This is a genomic window from Nitrospiraceae bacterium, from assembly GCA_020632595.1.
In the GTDB taxonomy this organism is placed as follows: domain Bacteria; phylum Nitrospirota; class Nitrospiria; order Nitrospirales; family UBA8639; genus Nitrospira_E.
In genome coordinates, this window is record JACKFF010000009.1 from 1 (window position 1) to 19,171 (window position 19,171).

The 19,171-nt window shown below is 52.5% G+C and carries 12 protein-coding genes and 1 pseudogene; 4 read left to right on the forward strand and 9 right to left on the reverse strand.

What is annotated here, in order from left to right:
- The first annotated feature begins 555 nt into the window (after window positions 1-555).
- Window positions 556-3,987 (forward strand): TM0106 family RecB-like putative nuclease, encoded by a 3,432-nt coding sequence (locus tag H6750_15015; protein MCB9775619.1) that lies wholly within the window; start codon window positions 556-558, stop codon window positions 3,985-3,987.
- 144 nt (window positions 3,988-4,131) lie between these two features.
- Here the strand turns inward: H6750_15015 and H6750_15020 are convergent, their stop codons facing one another.
- The 7 genes and pseudogenes from H6750_15020 to H6750_15050 form a co-directional block, all read right to left on the reverse strand.
- Window positions 4,132-5,457 carry a hypothetical protein gene (locus H6750_15020; protein ID MCB9775620.1) on the reverse strand — a complete coding sequence of 442 codons (1,326 nt, stop codon included), beginning with the start codon at window positions 5,455-5,457 and terminating at the stop codon, window positions 4,132-4,134.
- A gap of 465 nt (window positions 5,458-5,922) precedes the next feature.
- Entirely contained in the window at window positions 5,923-6,717 is a 795-nt protein-coding gene (locus H6750_15025) for an EcsC family protein (GenBank protein MCB9775621.1), read from the reverse strand.
- Window positions 6,718-6,825: 108 nt separating this feature from the next.
- Window positions 6,826-7,926 carry a bifunctional diaminohydroxyphosphoribosylaminopyrimidine deaminase/5-amino-6-(5-phosphoribosylamino)uracil reductase RibD gene (ribD, locus tag H6750_15030; protein MCB9775622.1) on the reverse strand — a complete coding sequence of 367 codons (1,101 nt, stop codon included), beginning with the start codon at window positions 7,924-7,926 and terminating at the stop codon, window positions 6,826-6,828.
- A gap of 323 nt (window positions 7,927-8,249) precedes the next feature.
- Window positions 8,250-11,054: pseudogene (locus tag H6750_15035) on the reverse strand (pyruvate, phosphate dikinase).
- Window positions 11,055-11,275: 221 nt separating this feature from the next.
- A complete protein-coding gene (locus H6750_15040; protein ID MCB9775623.1) occupies window positions 11,276-11,761 on the reverse strand; it encodes a hypothetical protein in 486 nt (161 codons plus the stop codon).
- 69 nt (window positions 11,762-11,830) lie between these two features.
- Window positions 11,831-14,020 carry a glycine--tRNA ligase subunit beta gene (locus H6750_15045; GenBank protein ID MCB9775624.1) on the reverse strand — a complete coding sequence of 730 codons (2,190 nt, stop codon included), beginning with the start codon at window positions 14,018-14,020 and terminating at the stop codon, window positions 11,831-11,833.
- A 37-nt stretch (window positions 14,021-14,057) separates the two neighbouring features.
- Entirely contained in the window at window positions 14,058-14,975 is a 918-nt protein-coding gene (locus H6750_15050; protein ID MCB9775625.1) for a glycine--tRNA ligase subunit alpha, read from the reverse strand.
- A 261-nt stretch (window positions 14,976-15,236) separates the two neighbouring features.
- Between H6750_15050 and H6750_15055 the strand changes: the two genes are divergently transcribed.
- Window positions 15,237-15,548 (forward strand): hypothetical protein, encoded by a 312-nt coding sequence (locus H6750_15055; protein MCB9775626.1) that lies wholly within the window; start codon window positions 15,237-15,239, stop codon window positions 15,546-15,548.
- Between the two features lie 193 nt (window positions 15,549-15,741).
- Here the strand turns inward: H6750_15055 and H6750_15060 are convergent, their stop codons facing one another.
- Window positions 15,742-16,200, reverse strand: a complete 459-nt coding sequence (locus H6750_15060) for a cupredoxin domain-containing protein (protein MCB9775627.1) — start codon at window positions 16,198-16,200, stop codon at window positions 15,742-15,744.
- 117 nt (window positions 16,201-16,317) lie between these two features.
- On the opposite strand from H6750_15060, the gene folB reads away from it, so the two are divergent.
- Together folB and H6750_15070 are read left to right on the forward strand one after the other, a co-directional pair.
- Complete coding sequence (gene folB / locus H6750_15065) at window positions 16,318-17,229, forward strand: dihydroneopterin aldolase (GenBank protein MCB9775628.1); 912 nt, start codon at window positions 16,318-16,320, stop codon at window positions 17,227-17,229.
- A 15-nt stretch (window positions 17,230-17,244) separates the two neighbouring features.
- The gene (locus H6750_15070) at window positions 17,245-18,120 is read left to right on the forward strand and encodes a PHP domain-containing protein (GenBank protein MCB9775629.1); all 876 of its coding nucleotides are present in this window, start codon (window positions 17,245-17,247) and stop codon (window positions 18,118-18,120) included.
- A gap of 17 nt (window positions 18,121-18,137) precedes the next feature.
- Here H6750_15070 and H6750_15075 read toward each other — a convergent pair whose 3' ends face one another.
- Window positions 18,138-19,160, reverse strand: a complete 1,023-nt coding sequence (locus tag H6750_15075; protein ID MCB9775630.1) for a hypothetical protein — start codon at window positions 19,158-19,160, stop codon at window positions 18,138-18,140.
- Between the last annotated feature and the right edge of the window lie 11 nt (window positions 19,161-19,171).

Below are 19,171 nucleotides of genomic sequence, written 5' to 3' on the forward strand. Positions count from 1 at the left end.
AAATCTCGCTTGCAAAACAGGGGGAGTCCATATATGACAGCCTACGAAGATATTTTTGTGATATCAGGCCCAATGAAGAACAATACTCACAATTACCTAATTAGCATTCTTATATCCCCCTCTCCTGTTAAATAGGTTTCGCAAAGAATCTCTCTACCATAAAAGCATCTTTCATATCTGCGAATGGCCATGCTTCTTTCCAGATATTTGTCCACCAATTTGACAGCACAAATAAAGCAGAATAGTGAATCATCCTCTTATTGAACCCCACGAAATCCTTTAGAAAGATTTGTACGTCAATCTTGAAACCACCTCATTCCAAATACACACATTACCATTTAACCTAGGAAGGTCACTACGTCCCATGCAGGATATTGGTATACGTAACATCCATGAAAAGTTTTGTGAGAAAGTGTGAGACGTAATGATTCTGGAATTTCTGGAGAAATGCTTCTATTTAAGCTCGGCCATTCCGTCCATATGGAAGGATTACGGGTTTAGACCCTTGATATTAGATAACAACTGCAAACCGCCAACTGATCCTGCGACCGCCGCATGAAAAAAGATCTCTCAGGCCAATTAGTGTTTTCGCCAAGCGATCTTATCCGCTATCTGGCCTCACCGTTCGCATCATGGATGGACCGATATTCTTTGGAGAATCCCGGCGCCGTTGCGCCTGACGAGGAAACCGAGGATGGACGACTGATCGCGCAAACCGGCGCACAGCATGAACGCGCGGTGCTTGATGAATTCAAAACATCTGGCGCCAAGCTGGCCGAAATTCCAAGAACCGATCCTAGCGTTGCCCGGACAACGACCATTTCCGCAATCAACGCAAAGACCCCAATTATTTATCAGGCGTTTTTGGAGCATGAGCCATTCGCCGGGTTTGCTGATTTTCTTCTGCTCGATGAATCTGGACACTACCAAGTGTGGGACACGAAGCTGGCCCGCTCGCCCAAGCCATATTATGCGATTCAGCTTTGTTGCTATTCGGAGTTACTCGCCGCCGTCACCGGGACCACGATGCCGGAAAAGTTCGGTCTCATCCTCGGCACGAAGGAACGGGTTGAATTCCGGATCGAAGACTTCATCCATTACTACGGGCGCATCAAAACGAATTTCCTGACCATGCAGAAAGCCTTCACAGGGAACATCACGGATCACCCGGAGCCTCTATCGCGAGCCGATCACGGCCGATGGACTTCCTATGCGGATAAATTCTTCCACGACACGGACCATCTGGTGCAAGTGGCCGGAATCACCGTGGGCCAGATTAAAAAGCTGAAGAAAGGTGGGATCACCACGGTAGCCGATCTCTCTGCAGCCTCAGGCGCTTCCATTCGTAAATTGGCCCCCGACTCACTTGCAAAACTTGTCGCCCAGGCACGGCTTCAATGCCAAACGCGAGCCGACCGGGCTGAAAATCCCGATGCCCCTCCGCGCTACGAAATACTGCCTCCAATCGGTGCGAATGGCGAACCGGTGGGCCTGGCCGCTCTTCCCCCGGATCATCCGGCGGATGTCTTCTTCGACATGGAGGGGTACCCGCTGGTTGCCGGCGGACTGGAATATCTGTTTGGAGTCTGCACGCGAACCGGGCAGCCGGATTCATTTGAGTTCATGGACTGGTGGGCACACAACCGGGAGGAAGAACAGCTGGCCTTTGAGGGCTTCGTGGACTGGGTCTTCAATCGATGGCAGCGTAACCCCGGCATGCACATCTACCACTACGCACCCTATGAGGTAAGCGCGGTGCGGCGATTGAGCACCCGTCACGATACCCGTCAGGACGAGGTGGATGCGCTGCTCCGGAACGAGGTGTTCGTTGATCTTTTTCAGATTGTCCGTCACGGCCTACGCCTCGGCGAGAATAGCTACTCACTCAAGACAGTCGAGCGCCTTTACCGGCCGAAGCGGGCCACCGAGGTTGCCACTGCGGCTGACTCGATCGTGCAATACGCCAGGTGGATCGAAAGCCAACAGCCGGCTGATTGGAATTACAGCCCCATCCTGAAAGATATCCGCGATTACAACCAGGACGATTGCACATCCACGGCAGAGTTGCTGCAATGGTTACGGAAAGTGGTCGTCGAACATCAGATCACTGCAGCCACCCTGGATTCCGAAACGGCTCCGTCGGCGCCAAAAGAATTGCCACCGGAGGTCGTGACGAGATTGGAGACCGCTGCACAGCTTCGTAGGCAAGGAGATGCCATCTCCGCAATTCTTGCCGATGTGATCGACTTCCATCGCCGGGAAGAAAAGCCCATGTGGTGGCGCATGTTTGACCGCGCCACGGCGACACCCGAAGAACTCCGGGATGACCCGTCCTGCCTCGAGGGGATCTGCGCTGTGGGACCTCCCATGCCCGAAAAACTTTCACTGGTACAAGAATATCGATTCGACCCCTCTCAGGAATGCAAACTAGCTGCCGGGGATAACTCCAAAGTGATGTTCACCCATAATCTGAAGGCAAAATTCACCCTCTTGGAGCTGGATATATCCACGGGCAGTCTAAGCCTCAAGATCGGCAAGAAATCTCTGAGCGAGAAATTTTCAGGCGCGTTCCCCTCGCAGGGTTCACTGCTTCCGGACGAGCATGTCCCGGCAACGGCCATTCAGCATGCGCTGACGGAAGTTGTGACCAGACACCTCTCACACAACCTCAATGCCCCCGTGGCCGCCTTGTTGAACCGTGTGCCGCCCGTCGTCACACCGCTGCAACAGACCGATGAGTCCCCAACCCAGGCTGCGATCCGAATTGCCGGTTCGATGGCCGGTGGCTGCCTGGTCATTCAGGGGCCTCCCGGCACAGGCAAGACATTCACCGCCTCACAGGTCATCACGAGGCTTCTCGCTTCCGGCAAAAAAATCGGCGTCGCATCCAACAGCCACAAGGCCGTGATAAATCTTCTCACCGCCTGCGGCGACGCGGCTAAAAAAAGTGGCTCTCAGCTCCGGGGCATAAAAGTCGGAGGGGACGCCGAAGATCCATTATTCACCTGCAACCCCGGCTTGCAATACCTCAAAGACGCCACCTCCGCGCACCAGGCTTACACTGGCGGGGTTGTCGGCGGAACGGCTTGGCTCTTTACCAGACCTGAGTGGGAAGGCGCACTCGATTTCCTGTTTATCGATGAAGCGGGACAGGTTGCCCTGGCCAACGCCATCGCGATGGCTCGATGCGCGAAGAACCTTGTGCTCCTGGGTGATCAGATGCAACTTGAACAGCCCGTGCAAGGCTCCCATCCCGGTGATGCCGGTCTTTCCGCCCTCCAATACGCGCTCAAAGACCTGGAAGCCAGCCAACCCGACTCCCCTATCATGCATGCCGTGATACCTCCGGACTACGGACTTTTCCTCGGCGAATCCCGACGTATGCACCCATTCGTCTGCCGCTTCATCTCGGAAAGCATGTATGAGGGCCGCCTTCAATCACATGCCGATTGCACCCGGCAGAAAATCCTGGTCCCGCCTGGCGCCAACGGTCTCATTACCTGTGAAAGCGGGATCCTGTTCAGCGGCGTGGAGCACGATGGCAACGTTCAACAAAGTGACGAAGAAGTGGAACGGGTCACCGGGATTTACGACGCACTCCATGGACGTCTTTACACCGACAAAGACGGCGGCACCAAACCACTGACATTGGAGGATTTTCTTTTCATCGCCCCCTACAACGCTCAGGTTCGCGCCCTTCAGATCGCGCTCCCCGTCGGGGCACGCGTTGGAAGCGTTGACAAATTTCAAGGGCAGGAAGCCCCTGTCTGCATCCTGTCACTCTGCTCCAGTTACGGAGAATACGGTTCACGCGGTCTGACCTTCATTCTTGACCGGAACCGGGTGAATGTGGCCATCTCCCGGGCGAAATGCCTGGCCATCGTGGTTGCTGATCCCCGAATCGCCGGCACTCCTCCCGGCTCCCTGGACGACATGAAACTCATCAATCTGTTTTGCAAATTGACCGATGCGACCGCCTCCACATGAACCCATAATCGCCACCACCCGCATCAAGACTTTCGGGAGAAAGGTCTAGTCCCAAGAGGTTTCACCGCCTTCAGTTGAACCTGAAAACGTTCATCGTATTCTTTCATTTCAAACAAGCCACAGCCGCCCAGGCTGGCAAGGCCACTACTTCTCATTCGGGATATCAGGAGAGGTCACATCTATGGTGAGTTTGACAGGAAAGAGTGTGTGGGTGTCTGAGCGGTATCGGACTTCCTTGAGGAGCGTTTCGATGCGAGGCTCGACCATTTCTTCAAAAGATATCCTCCCATTCGTTTCTACGATGATGGGTTTGGAAAAATCTACCAGGTCCTGATTCAGAAACAGGGTATAGCGGCGAATACGACTGGTGCTCACCACGATCTTGTTGGGAGCTGTGACCTGAGCGTGTAATTTGGCATACACCCCTCCCGTTATAAATTCATCGCGGCTGTCAATCAGGTTTTCGGTAAAGGCGGCAATCTGATCGGTCATATCGATCCGCACCCAGGAGAATGGCGTGAGATGGGTCGCATCCCGAACCAACGAGATGGTCCGGGGCAATGGCTCGCGTTGTTGAGCATCAAACCAGGTCATCAATTCGGGCAAGGCCTGCTTGGGAAAGAAATGCCCTCCCGCATGAGGATGCGTCCAGGTATGCTCCTGGTACTGATAGGAAATGCCGCGGCGCTCCATCTCTTTCACCAGATCACGACTCAACTGCACAGGCATAACCTGATCGGCTGCGCCATGAATGACATAGACGGGCGTGTGAACTAAATTTTCAACAAAGGGAAACAGCACATCATCAATACCACTGGCCATTGGCGCAATACCCGCAAAGCGATCCGCATGATGCATCCCGATAATCCAGGTTCCAATACCGCCATTGGACATGCCGGTGAGAAAGATCCGATCCGGATCAATATGGTAGCGGGTTTGAACCTCCTGTAAGACCTTTAAAACCAGTTCCTCTCCGTATCTGGTCCACCATGCCCCCATAGTCACCGAAGGACAAGCCAGAATGTATTTCTCACCCAGACGTGGAATCCAGCGATCCAGATAAGCTTCACCCGTAAACCCTGCCCCATGCAAACACAGAATGAAAGCCATAGGCTGTTCAGGTGAATAGGAAGGCGGAACATACAAGGCATACTCAGCATCCACTCCCCTCACCCGAATAGAGCGGTGGGGTTGGGCTCCAACCGGTTGAGCCTCATACGGGGTCGGCTGCTGAAGAATAATTGAAATGGATTCAACATTGGCCTCAGGCATATGTTGAATGTCAGCTAATAGCTCGTTGGCTTTTTCCGGAGAGTCTTCCTCCACATATTCTTTCACCAATGAGGACAGACTCCTGCCCGAAGACTCGAAGGCCTCGCTCTTTTCCATTTCGGGAGGGGAATGGGCCAAAATGGGAAAAGCCAACAGGGCCACCATTAAGACTGAAAGCAGGACAATATTTTTTTTCATCCCGTGTTACCCTAACAATTTTGACAATGAAGCCTTTCAAATCACTGAGGCTTCAGTACTTAATCTTCTCATATTTTACCGGACATTCCTATGGGCTCAGTGTCACAGTCGTACGATAAAAATTCCTGAAAGGTTCAAAAGAGAATGAAACAAAGACTATGCGGGATTTTTGTAGAAGATAGAGGGAATGGGGTAATCGCTGAATTCGAAATAGACTTTTGGGGGAATCATACCGAAATTACGGTTCGAGCCTTTCGACGTTGCTCGCAGGACAAACCCTTCGACCAAGCGCAGAGCAGGCGCTAGAAGATTTCACACTTCTTCTTGTCCTCTTGAAAGCAACGAAGGATCTAAGCCCAGTCCAAGCCGTCCATGGCTGAGCGAGATGCTTCTCGCTGCTCAGCATGACAATGCTGTTGCTGATGTCTCCCACCTGCGGGGATGACAAAACAGAACGCGGCGAATCTAATTCCTGGCGGCAAATTTTCGATAGGCCTCTTGGACGGTCTCTTTGCCATGTGCGCGTTCCAATCGCCGCACGATAAAGTGCCCACGCGCCATATTTTGAAAATGATCCATAAACAGCAAATTGATGGTGGCTCCCCCTGCGGCTCCCAACAACGGGATCGCCTGGGCAGCCGCCTTTTCCGATACCTGGATACTGTACCGTGAGGCAATTTCAGACAGAAACCTGACCAATGGCGGGGCGCCTGACTTCGTCAAGCCACGTTCAATCAGGTACTTGCCCGCTTCGGTCATCGCACCCGCCAACGCGGCCCTCACCGCAAAATATCCCGTTTCCGCCCCGTCATCCGCTTGACTGGTGCCCCCCATGGCGAACACCTCCAAACAGGCCAACTTGCTCCCAGCCTCCATAATGGGTTCTCCCTCACTTCTCGCGATATCGGCAATAGACCGCAACATGAGTGTCGTCGAGATCGGCAATTCTACACTCAATGCCATAAGCCCCATGGCTCCTCCGATTGCCCCACTGACGGTGGTCAATACTCGGTGGGCCCCATTGGCGGGTTCACCCCGATACCGTTCATCTATACTGGAGACAGCCAGATCCAATGCTTTGTTCAAGGCTTTGTGCGTAGTCGTCAGGAGTTTGTTGGAGAATCCCTCGGGCAACATGGTGATGGCCCTTTCAACCGGCCCTCCGATGAGATTCGTGACCTTCGCGGCAAAGCTGGGGTTTTCTAAGAGATCTACAGCTAATGCTAAATTCTGCTCGTCGATATGATTGAGAGTGGTCATGAGCGCGATCTCCGAGGTTTTTCTGTTCAGCACACGATTGGAGTTTTATCTCTGGTCATGGATGGCAGACACCATCACCTTGCTTATTGTCGATGGGGCAGAAGATCCTCACCCTCGTGGCTCAATCGTTCCCGTGACGAGCCAATCATTCCCGAGCTTTTTGAGTTGGCAATCAGCAAGTGGCCAAGCGCGATTCAGCGTTTTCGGAGATTTCCCCCCAATGAGGCCGATGGCATCCTGACCTCCGAGGAGCTTTGGAGTCATATACAATCTTACCTGATTCACCAGTCCCTGTTGAAACGCAGCCGCATTCACCGTACCCCCTCCCTCGATGAGCACCGAGGTGAGACCCTCTTTCCCTAATCGGGATAGACAGGCCTTTAAGGAAACTCGGCCGGCTTGCCCAGGCAACACCCACACCTGAATGCCACGTTTTCTCAAGTGTGCGATTCTTTGTGGTGGAGCCTGTGTGGTCGTGCATAAAATGGTGGGCTGCTCACTTACCCATTGCAAAACCTTGGCATTGGAGGGAATGCGCAATCGGCTATCAAGAACGACTCTTACGGGTTGCCGTCCCACCCGTTTGTTTGTCATCGTTGTTCCTCTAGCCGACAATTCAGGATCGTCGGCAATGACCGTTCCGACGCCAACCAGAATTGCATCCATCTGGTTACGCAAACGATGGACATCCTGACGTGCACGTTCCCCTGTGATCCACCGTGACTCACCGGTGGCCGTTGCGATTTTTCCATCCAAGGTCATTGCCCCTTTAAGTGTCACTAACGGGCGTCCGGTCGTGATCCAATAGGCATAGACCTTATTCAAATGCCGGGCCGCCTGCTCTAAGACCCCAACCGATACCGGAACATTCGCGTGCTTGAGTTGTTGAAGCCCGCGTCCATTGACCTGTGGATTGGGATCGACCATCGCCACGCATACCCGTTCAAGCCCGGACTGAATAAGGAGGGGGGCACAGGGAGGTGTGCGCTTGTTGGTATGGCAACACGGCTCCAACGTCACATACAGGACCCCCCCCCGCGCTCGAGGGCCCGCACGGTGGAGCGCTAAAATTTCTGCATGAGGTTCGCCGGACTGACGGTGATAGGCTTCTCCCACGATCTGCCCATCTTTGACAATCACCGCCCCTACCATGGGATTGGGACTCGTACGCCCTTTCCCCTTGGCGGCAAGGGAAAGGGCCCGCTTCATATAGGTGTCATCTGATGGGACGGAGGTCACCGCCGTTTAGCAGCCGTAGCTCGTTTTTTACGAGTAGAAGAGGAAGTAGCCATTTTCCTGGATGGGCTCTTTTTGCTCTTGGTCTTCGTCACGGCATCCTTCTTTACTGCGCTCTTCGCTGCCGCGTTCTTTGTAGCTGGTTTCTTCCCGGCCACGCCTCTCCCGGTCGTAACTTTTTTCCCGGTCGTTTTTGCGGAAGGTGTCTTTTGGGTCGTTTTGGTAGGACCGGATTTAGTCGCCACCGTTCGGGACTGACCGTTATTGCCCGGCGTTGATCGAGGCTGCCGTTGACTCTCCTCCCGTTCGAGCACCGCAACGGCGGCCTGAGCCGCAGCCAGCCGTGCAATGGCCACACGATAGGGCGAACAGCTCACATAATTCAGGCCTAATTCATGACAAAAGGCCACGGAACTTGGCTCACCACCATGCTCTCCGCAGATTCCAAGTTTAATCAACGGGCGGGTCTTCCTCCCGTCCTCAATTGCCCATTTCATGAGGGCTCCCACCCCTTCTTGATCCAACACGGCAAAGGGATCTGCATCCAAAATATTTTCGGCCTTTTTGTCGATCGTGGCCTTACACATCCGGCATACCATTTTCTTCCAATCCACGTTGGTCCGTTGACAGACCGGGCACCGGTCTTGGCGATCCATGTAAAACCCGATATAGGGTCCTGCGTCATCGCGAGAAAACCCGAACGTCGTTTGCGTCAGATCATTGGTTCCAAAGGAAAAGAATTCCGCATGTTCGGCGATTCGCCCTGCCGTCACCGCCGCGCGAGGGAGTTCGATCATGGTGCCAATCAAGTAATTCAACGTCATGCCATATTCCGACATGGTCCGTTGCGCCACTTCCTGAATCAGTTCTTTTTGCGCTTTCATCTCCGACGGCATCCCCACCAACGGGATCATAATCTCCGGCACGATCTTCTTCCCTTCGCGCGCAACTTCACATGCCGCTTCAAAAATGGCCTGAACCTGCATGCGCGTAATTTCCGGCATGGTTATTCCAAGCCGACATCCACGAAGACCCAGCATGGGATTATACTCATGCAACTCTTCGACACGATCCAGTATCCGTTGTTTCTCCTGAATGACCTGAGGATCTCCATTGGTCACTTCCAACTTCGCAAGTTCCACCAGCAGATGTTCGCGTTTGGGTAAAAATTCATGGAGGGGAGGATCGAGTAATCGAATCGTGACCGGAAATCCCTTCATTTCACGATAGAGTCCGATAAAATCCTGCCGTTGAAGTGGCAACAGCTGCTCTAAATACAATTCCCGCTCTTCTCTGGAGGATGCCAGGATCATTTGCTGCATGATGGGTACGCGGTCTTCGGCAAAAAACATGTGTTCGGTCCGGCAGAGCCCGATACCTTCGGCCCCGAATCCTCGTGCAATGTGCGCTTGCTCGGGAATATCCGCATTCGATCGAATTTTCAGCACTCTGAACGCATCGGCCCATTTCAAAATCGTCGAGAAATACTGATACTTTTCAGAATCTTTTGGATCCATTCTTCCCTGAATGACTTGGATCACTTCGGAATCCACCACGGGAATGTCTCCCGCATAGACCTGTCCGGTAAACCCGTTCAAGGAGAGAAAATCTCCTTCAGACAGAATCATGGACCCAAATTGCACCTTGCCGTTCGACAAAACTTCTACGGCATCACAGCCCGCAATACAGACTTTTCCCATCTGCCGGGCCACGACAGCCGCATGCGAGGTCATCCCGCCCTTGGCCGTCAGAAATCCTTCCGCTGCATGCATGCCATGGATATCATCAGGACTCGTTTCATGACGGACCAGAATGGTCCGTTCCCCCTTGGCTTTCATGGCCACGGCTTGATCCGGGGTGAGAGCAATGCGGCCGGCCGCAGCTCCCGGACCCGCTGGAAGCCCTTTACCGACTGACTGAAATTTCGCCTCATCACTGCTTTCGAAAATCGGGTATAGATATTGGGAAAGTTGTTCCGGAGCAACCCGCTTGACGGCTTCTCGCCGGTCGATAAGTCCCTGACGAACCATATCTACGGCAATCCGCACCGCAGCAATTCCCGTTCGTTTTCCAATCCGGGTTTGCAGCATATACAATTTGCCCTCTTGGATCGTGAATTCCAGATCGAGCATGTCCCGGTAATGTTTTTCCAGGGTACGCTGGGTCTTGATCAGATCCTTATAGGCCTCCGGCAAGGTATCTTGTAACGCGACGACCGGCAGGGGAGTTCGAATACCTGCCACGACATCCTCGCCCTGGGCATTCAACAGACACTCGCCAAAAAAGACCGGGACCCCGTTCGCGGGATTTCGGGTAAAGGCCACGCCTGTCCCGCTGGTGTCGCCCATGTTGCCGAAGACCATCGACTGGACATTAACCGCCGTTCCCCATTCATCAGGAATATCGTAGAGCCGGCGATACGTCACGGCACGATCTCCAAACCAGGAATCAAATACCGCATCCACCGCCATCCGGAGTTGTTCAAACGGATCTTGCGGAAAATCTCGCGCGATTTCGGTTTTAACCAATTCCTGATACTGCACCACTAACTGCGCCAAGGCGTCTTCAGTCAAATCGGTATCGTGCTTGACCCCTTGTGCGTGTTTCATCGCCTCCAGGGTATGTTCAAATCGCTCACGGGGAATGCCCATCACCACGCTGCCAAACATGGTGATAAACCGCCGGTAGGCATCAACGGCAAACCGGTGATTGCCGGTTTTTTTACCTAAACCCTGAACCGTTTGTTGGTTGAGGCCCAGATTCAACACCGTATCCATCATACCCGGCATCGACGCTCGGGCTCCTGACCGTACTGACACCAGCAACGGATTATCCGGATCCCCGAGTCTGGCCTTCATGGTTTTTTCGACCTGCCGCAGGCCATTCAGCGCTTGATCCCACATCCCGGCGGGAAAGCGTTTTTTGGCATGAAAGTATTCCACACAGGCTTCAGTGGTAATCGTGAATCCTGAAGGAACAGAAATTTTCAGGTTGGTCATTTCAGCCAATCCCGACCCTTTCCCTCCTAAGAGTTCTTTCATGTTGCCGGATCCTTCGGCTTTGCCGCCGCCAAAGAAATAGACATATTTTTTGTGCCGCATTTCTTCGCTCTCCTTTACCCGACCCTTCGGCCCTTCGAAAAAAAAGACGTCGGCAGAGGAGGAGACTGAATGTCTGACATTCTTCTCCCAACCCTTCTCCCCCATGAATGGAGACCTTCACAGGGAACAGTCTTTTTTCTCCAAGATGCCTGAGACAGGCGTGATGTATGAAAATGAATATATGAGCTGGCTGTCAGAACAAAGGTAGGATACACAAGCATTCAGGTTGAATGATGATTTACAGATTGAAGACGGTCCTGATATTTAGCTATCAGCATCTGCTTGGACCACATGCCGGAAATTATGACAACTATGGCAAAAATCATGAGCGCAATCAATCGGTAATTCTCGGCCGGGTTCCCGGAGACGTACAGGTTCCCATCCGGCCCCATCGCCAGGGTTTTTCCTTCCGGCAACAGATGCGTTTCACCCGAGATATCCGAAAAATCAAGCCATTCGGAGCAGACCTTCACTAACCCATCCGCGCCCACAACCTTTAACCAGGTGACCTGGACACAATGCCCATTTACCGGATCATAGAGCTCCGATTTTGAGAAGATCTTTTCCAAATCGACTCCGCTCACCCAAAGACCTGTCAGGATTAAGGCATTGCAGCCGATAATAAGGGCCACCGTGACGACCAGAGTGAAGCGCTTCAGCCGTCTTGAAATCTCGGGGCTCTCTACACGGTCGGTACCATCCCCCATCGGATGTTCCTTCCCATGACCGTCTCGCTTTCACAAGGGCGGCCCGGAATCTTCTTCGATTAACGACTGTTATCCACTTGCCGATTGCAGACAGGACAAATCGGCTACCGTGAGAAACAGGGCATCCGTCGCCTTCAACAGGGAAAGGCGATTGGCCCGTGTCAGTGGGTCTGAATCATTGACCATCACGGCTCCGAAGAACTCATCAATTGGGCCCTTGAGTTCCAACAACGCATGAAGCGCCTTTCCGTAATTCCGGTCATTCACTGAACTGAGGACTTGTTGTTGTATCACCCCCAAGGCCTGAAACAGCCGACGCTCCGATTCATGCACAAACTGTCCAGGCAGGGCCTGCGCGTTGGTCCATTGTTCTTTTTCGACAATTCGGTGAGCTCGCTTAAATCCGATCATCAGCGGATTAAAATCCGGTTGAGGCACCATGGCCTCCAAGGCCTGCATGCGTGCGACCAGATCACCCATGTCACAGTCCATCGCATGAGGAATCCGGATGACCGCTTCCATGACATCTTCTCGTAATCCCAGGTGTTGCCTGCCATAAAATCGAAGCCGGTCTATAACAAACACCACCACTTCTGACCCGGTCTGAGGAGTGCCACGCACCCGCCCACCTTGTCCATCCAAGATCTGCAACGCCTGATCCACCATAGAAGCGATATTCAGCCGGAGTGGCGTTTCTGCCAATATTCGCACCAACCCATACGCGGCTCGACGTAACCCCAATGGATCTTCTGAGCCGGATGGGGCCATTCCGGCCGCAAAAAAAGCCACGATGGAATCACACCGATCGGCGGCTGCGAGTAGGACACCCGGAAGTCCGATCGGCAACCGGTCTTCTGGAAATCTGGGGAAATACTGTTCGCCAAGAGCGCGACAGACCTCTGCAGATTCGCCATCGTGTCTGGCATATTCTTCCCCCATCACCCCTTGCAGGGTCGGAAACTCTCCAACCATTCCGGTCGTCAAGTCCGCCTTGGCCAAGAGAGCGGCGCGTCGGCACACCTCATCCAGATCTTTTCGGCCAATTTGCTCAGCCATCCACCCGATCAGGTGACCCACACGATCCACTTTTTGACGCACGGTTCCCAACTTGTGATGAAAGAGGACGCCTTCCAATGCCGGCACCCGTTCATGCAGTGGGCGTTTCGAATCTTCTTTAAAAAAATGTTGAGCGTCACTCAGGCGGGCTGCCAGGACTCGTTCATTCCCCTTGGTCATGAGCGCGGTATTGCCCCACGGCATATTCGTCACCGCAATAAATTTTGGGAGGAGGACGCCATCCTTTGTCATCAGCGAGAAAAACCCTTGATGCTCTTTCATTGATGAGATCAGGACCGGCTTGGGAACCGCTAAAAACTCCTTTTGAAACGTTCCGAGAATGGTGTGAGGGTATTCCACGCCAAAGACGGCGGCTTCAATGAGCTCATCCCAATACATGGGGTCAACCCGAGCCTTAGCAGATTTGGCCAAGAGAGAGACTTCTTGCGTAATGAGACGCCGACGCTCTTCCGGATCAACCAACACTCCCAGTCGCTTCATGGTCTCGATATAATTGTTGGCGGTGGTGAGTGGAAAGGTCTGCCCCCGCTTTTTACCTTTCGGCCGATAAAATCGATGCCCTCTTGTCATGGCGGTGGATTGAATTCCGGCAAATTCTACGGTGAGCGCTTGCTCCCCTAGTAGCGCGACCAGCCAGCGAATCGGACGACCGAATTTGGCCCGCGAGGCATTCCACCGCATCGATTTCGGAAAAGCTAATTTACTTAAGATCTGGGGAAGCGCCTCCGTGATTACCCGTTTGGCCGACTGACCTCGTTGATGCGTTTCAACCGCCATATAGACCCCTTTGGGGGTTTCTTTCATACGAAGTTGGTCAACAGGCACCCCTTGAGATTTAGCAAACCCCCATGCCGCCTTAGTGGGCTGTCCCGAAGCATCGAAGGCTGCCGACACTGGCGGGCCCAAGATGTCTTGAGTCAGAGAAGCTTGTTGAGGCTCCACCCCTTTGACCAATAGGGCTAAACGCCGGGGTGTCCCAAGAGTCCCCAAGGACTCATACTTCAACCGACTGTCCGCAAAAAGCCGTTGCCCAAGATTTGCCAGGTCTTCCAATGCCTGGGGAAGAACAGCGGACGGCAATTCCTCCGTCCCAATTTCTAATAAAAAGGGAACAGACTTGGGCTGAGATTTCGAAACCGACTTAGCCCTTACATTTTTGCGTGGTGTTCTTGATGTTGCCATACGCGTATCTGCCACAATCCCCCATCGGGGCATCGATTCAAATAATCTTTTGTTTTCTATGAGGACGGGCGGAAGCCGCCGCGTGGCGCAAGAGCGGGAAGCCCATCTGCTCCCGCTGACCAAGATAAGCTTGGGCACATTTCCTGGCAAGATTTCGTACCCGGCCGATATAGCCTGTCCTTTGGGCCACACTGATCGCCCCTCTCGCATCCAGCAAGTTAAAGAGATGGGAACATTTCATACAGCAGTCGTAGGCCGGTAATACCAGTCCCCGAGGATGCTCCAATGACTGTTGGCATTCCTTTTCGTAGCGATCAAAGCTTGTCTGAATCAAATCCACATCCGCCGCCTCAAAGTTATAGACGGAAAACTGAACTTCGGACGCATGATAGAGTTCGCCGTATCGAACGTCTTCTGTCCACATCAGGTCATATACGTTATCGACCTGCTGTAAATACATGGCAATGCGTTCCAATCCGTAGGTTAACTCCACCGTAACCGGATCTAACTCCAACCCCCCGATCTCCTGAAAGTAGGTAAATTGCGTGATCTCCATTCCATCTAACCGGACCTCCCATCCCAACCCCCACGCCCCTAATGTGGGAGACTCCCAGTCATCCTGAAGAAATTGAATGTCATGTTGATAGGGATCTAACCCCAAATGGGCAAGGCTTTGAAGATACAGATCCTGCGAATCCGCAGGCGCCGGTTTCAACACCACCTGATATTGAAAATAATGCTGAAGGCGATTCGGATTATCTCCATATCGTCCATCGGTTGGCCTTCGACAGGGTTCAATATAGGCTGCACGCCAGGGCTCAGGGCCGATCGCGCGAAGAAATGTCGCCGGATTAAACGTCCCAGCCCCTTTTTCAGTATCATACGGCTGAGTCAAAATGCAGTGGCGGGATTTCCAGAACTGATGAAGAGAGAGAATAATATCTTGAAAGGTCACAACACTTGACCTTGGCTCCTAGGTTGACCCTGGAACAGCCGAGCAATGAGGTATGCCATGAATAATTCCGTTCGTTCTGTGGAGGTAAGGGAAAGATTTTACCGTAGCAATAAACCCTATACCAGTCAAGATAATCAGACTGGAAACAACCCATACGCGGAAGAGATCAGGAACGAAGATTTTGACGTCCGCACCTTGTTTTTTTCTGAAGTCTCAAGTATATTTCGCGACTTGTTTATCCATTGAGGAGGGGTTCAACCAATGAAACCATTTTCTAGAATGTTCCTCTATGCTTCTCTCGGCCTTGCAACCTTGACCATGGGCTGTGCTGAGATGAATGGCGGCGCAACTGGTGCAAGCGGCTCTCCAGCTTCACCATCGTCAAACACTGAAGCAAAAGCCGTGACGACTGGACCGACTCGAGTGTCCACCGGCACGCAAGGCGACACGCTTGAAGCCTGTCTTTCCCGAATTCCAAGTGATGCGACTGCTGGCCAAAAAATGCTCGCCACAATGAGTTGCGAACGTGACGCCAAGGCCAGAACCTCCATTGATGCTGTCCCAGGCAAATAAAGCATAGCTTGCTGGTGACTGACTGACACCAGCAAGCATTCTGTCAGCCGTCTCCATTGGCATTTCCAACATTCTCCAGATCATTAAAGTCCCTCAGGTCTTTGAGGTTCTTAAATTTTCAATCTAAGCTGATAAAAAATCCAAAGCATTGTGGTTGTCTGACGACCTTTTTGTGATTTTTTCGATAAACCATTCATAATTTTGAAGAACGATCTTTGACGAGGATCGTGCCCTCCATGCCCGTGTGCCCTTTTATCCAACAGCGAAAGGGATAGAGACCGGCAGACGCGGTGAAAGACAACTCAATCGATTGCCCAGGTTCAAGGACAACCGTATTGGCTTCCTGAAGCACCACCTTTGGCTGATGCCAGAGGACGCCAGGTTCAGGACCGAACAATTCCGGGCTGTGAAACACATGCCGCTCCCGTCCCTGATTCCGAATCAGAAGACGAAGAGGCTGGTCGGATACCCATTCGATCCTGGTAGGATGAAATCGAAACTCTTCAGCCGTCACCATGATCGTGGATGATCCATCCCATTCACAGGAACCCTGCAGAACCAAACAAGGGAGGCAACCGATAATCCACCCCAATCCAGGGCTGGCCTTTCGGCTATTCCACCCCTGGCAGGAAATCCATTGACCGAATTTCATTAACACCTCCTGAATGAAACCCTCCAATCTCTTTAATTCGGTTCACGCCTGGGACGACGAATCCCCTCCTTACAAATATCACATGCACAGGACAAGGAAGTTCTGACATAATGACCCATGTCTTCATCTATCGTTCTCAAAGGTATCCAGTTGGCCGCACGATGCGGTGTGACTGAAACGGAAAGACAGCAACCTCAGCCCCTTCTGGTCGATCTTACCTTCCGATGCCACAATCAATCCGCCTTTCAGAGTGATCAAATATCCGATACAGTCGATTACGGAACAATCACACAACGAATTCAGAACATTGGGGAGGGGCAGGCCTTTTCACTGATTGAAACATTGGCGGAGAGAATCTGCCAAGCCCTGCTTCATGAATTTCCCATTACCCGTCTCAAAATATGGGTCAGAAAAATCCGCCCTCCGTTGAAGAGCATTGAGGGGTCTGTCGGGGTCCAATTGATCCGATCGCGCAAACCACTCACTTCCCATGATCACAAGCATCTTTCTCCCTTTCTAGTGGACCAGCTCTCCCGACTGCCTCACGGAACGGTATTGGATGTGGCAACGGGACGAGGTCGTCATGCCATATATCTGGCTTCCAAAGGGTTTTTGGTTCATGGCATCGATCGCGATGCCGACGCGCTCCATGAACTTCAGGAGCAAGCCCAGGAAGCGGGCCTACCCTCGATAACGACCCAATGCATAGACTTAGAAGCGAATCCGCAATTCCCTCCGGACTTGGGCACAGCCGCGTACGATGTCATTATCGTCTTCTTCTACTTGTACCGGCCGCTCTTTCCTCAACTGGTTAACGCCCTGAAATCCGGTGGCGTCATCATGTATGAGACCTTCCTTCTGGACAACCATATTCATCGGCAACACCCACGACGAAAGGAGTTCTGCCTTAAAACCAATGAATTGCTCACACTTCTTCAAGGGCTCAGAATTCTCCATTACGACGAAGGAGATCATGAAAGCTCTTCGGGGCGGGCGTTTACCGCTCGCATGTTGGCACGAAAACCATAAATCCCATCCGATCTCATGAGCCGTATCGACCTGCATACTCACACCCATTTCTCGGACGGTAGTGTGTCACCCACCGCGCTGGTGGAAATAGCCCATCAACAAGGCGTGAACATCCTGGCCATTACCGACCATGACACGACTGAGGGTCTCCCGGAAGCCATGGAAGCGGCTCACCATCTCCCGATTGAAATCATACCCGGCATTGAATTAAGTACAGAGTTTCAGGGACGGGAAACGCATATGCTCGGCTATTTCATTGATCTCGCTGATCCTCAGTTTCAAGCCAGACTCGAGCAGCTCCGCGCGACACGCGTTGATCGCCTTCATCACATCCTTGACCGGCTCCACACCCTCAAAATGGAGATTTCTCTCGATGAAGTGGAGCATGTCGCCGGAGGCGGAACCATGGGTCGCCCACATATCGCGCAATTGTTAATTGAAAAGGGCTACGTGAAGGGGATGAAAGAAGCGTTCGATCGTTTCCTGGGAATCAGAGGCGCAGCCTATGTTCGGCGGGTCGTCCCCGAGGCGGCTGAAATCATGATGTGGATTACTGAGGCCGGCGGCATCCCCATCCTTGCTCACCCCTATTGGGAGGGATTAGGTACCGATAAAACGACGGACTCATGCCGGGCGTTAGTGGAGCAGGGATTACGAGGCCTTGAAGTCTTTTATGGGACGTTTTCCGCTCGCCAAATTTCCATCAATCTCAACTTAGCCCGAAAATTCGATTTACTTATGACGGGAGGCAGTGATTTTCACGGCACCTTCAAGCCTGAGATTTTGGTCGGAACGGGGCGGGGCTCGTTACGGGTTCCTCCCAAGTTGGTCGATCACTTACGTCAGGCGGCGGGCCGATCAGGCCCCCTGAAAATGAACAAGGCTCCATAACCGCCGCAGGAGGATCTTTAATTGTCAGTGGCTTCCACAATATGATTTTCAAATCGCGTGCAGCCCTCAGCCAGCAGGCGATTGGTTAACAATTCCCCCGGCCATTCAATTGGCAAATCTGCCGTAAACACCCACACATCCGGCGATGTCCAAATCGGTCCATGGTCTTCAGGAAGATCCGGATCAAACAGATCGGTCCACACAGGCATATACACGCCATTCCCGCATTGGGTATGGAGATGCACCACGGCTCGACTACGAACCGGGCCTTCCAGGTCATGCCACACCGCAGCAGTTTCATCAGCCAATCGATGGAGACGAACGGCGTTTTGAGCATCATACAAGGCATAGGCCGCATAATTAGGAGCCTCCAGGAGTTGCGGCGCCTTGGCGACTTCGGGACATTGACTCACCAGATGATCCATAATAGCCTGACAGTCGTCTTCGGAAAGCGCTTCCGGCAACGTCGTATCAGGAACACCAAGAATTTCAAAAAATAAAAATGCGGTGGCTTCAACGGGTGGATGAAGCCTCGCCGCAATCGTCTGACGTGGCTGTCCTTCAGCCAGGTTGGAAATATGGTCGTGAATCTTCTGCAAACTTAAAAATTCCAATGTAGAATCGGTGAGAAGCCTTGGCTCAACGGTAATTACCGCCCCTGGCGGGACATGCAGATGTTTCCGTAACAAATCCGCCGTTTCCACCGGATCAATTTTCAATTTCAATGGATATTCCAGATTAGCTTGGAGCGATACTTCAAATGAGGCAAGAATTCCATACATCTCGCTGTCTTCGCTCTCATCCTCCATCAGACAGGAGCTGGCCGCTTCCGCCAGCAAATCAAATAACCACTCCGCCATACTCTCGTCTAAGGCTGCAAGAACGGTGAGGACCTCATGTTCACGATCCTGATCTAATAAAGCCTGTAACACCTCAATGGCCAAACTGGGATCCCCATGTTCATGCCGCCGGGCATTAATGAGATGAATTAAATCCCGGGTGAGGGGATCAGGACGATACCAACTAGACATTGCATTCATGGGTTTTCACG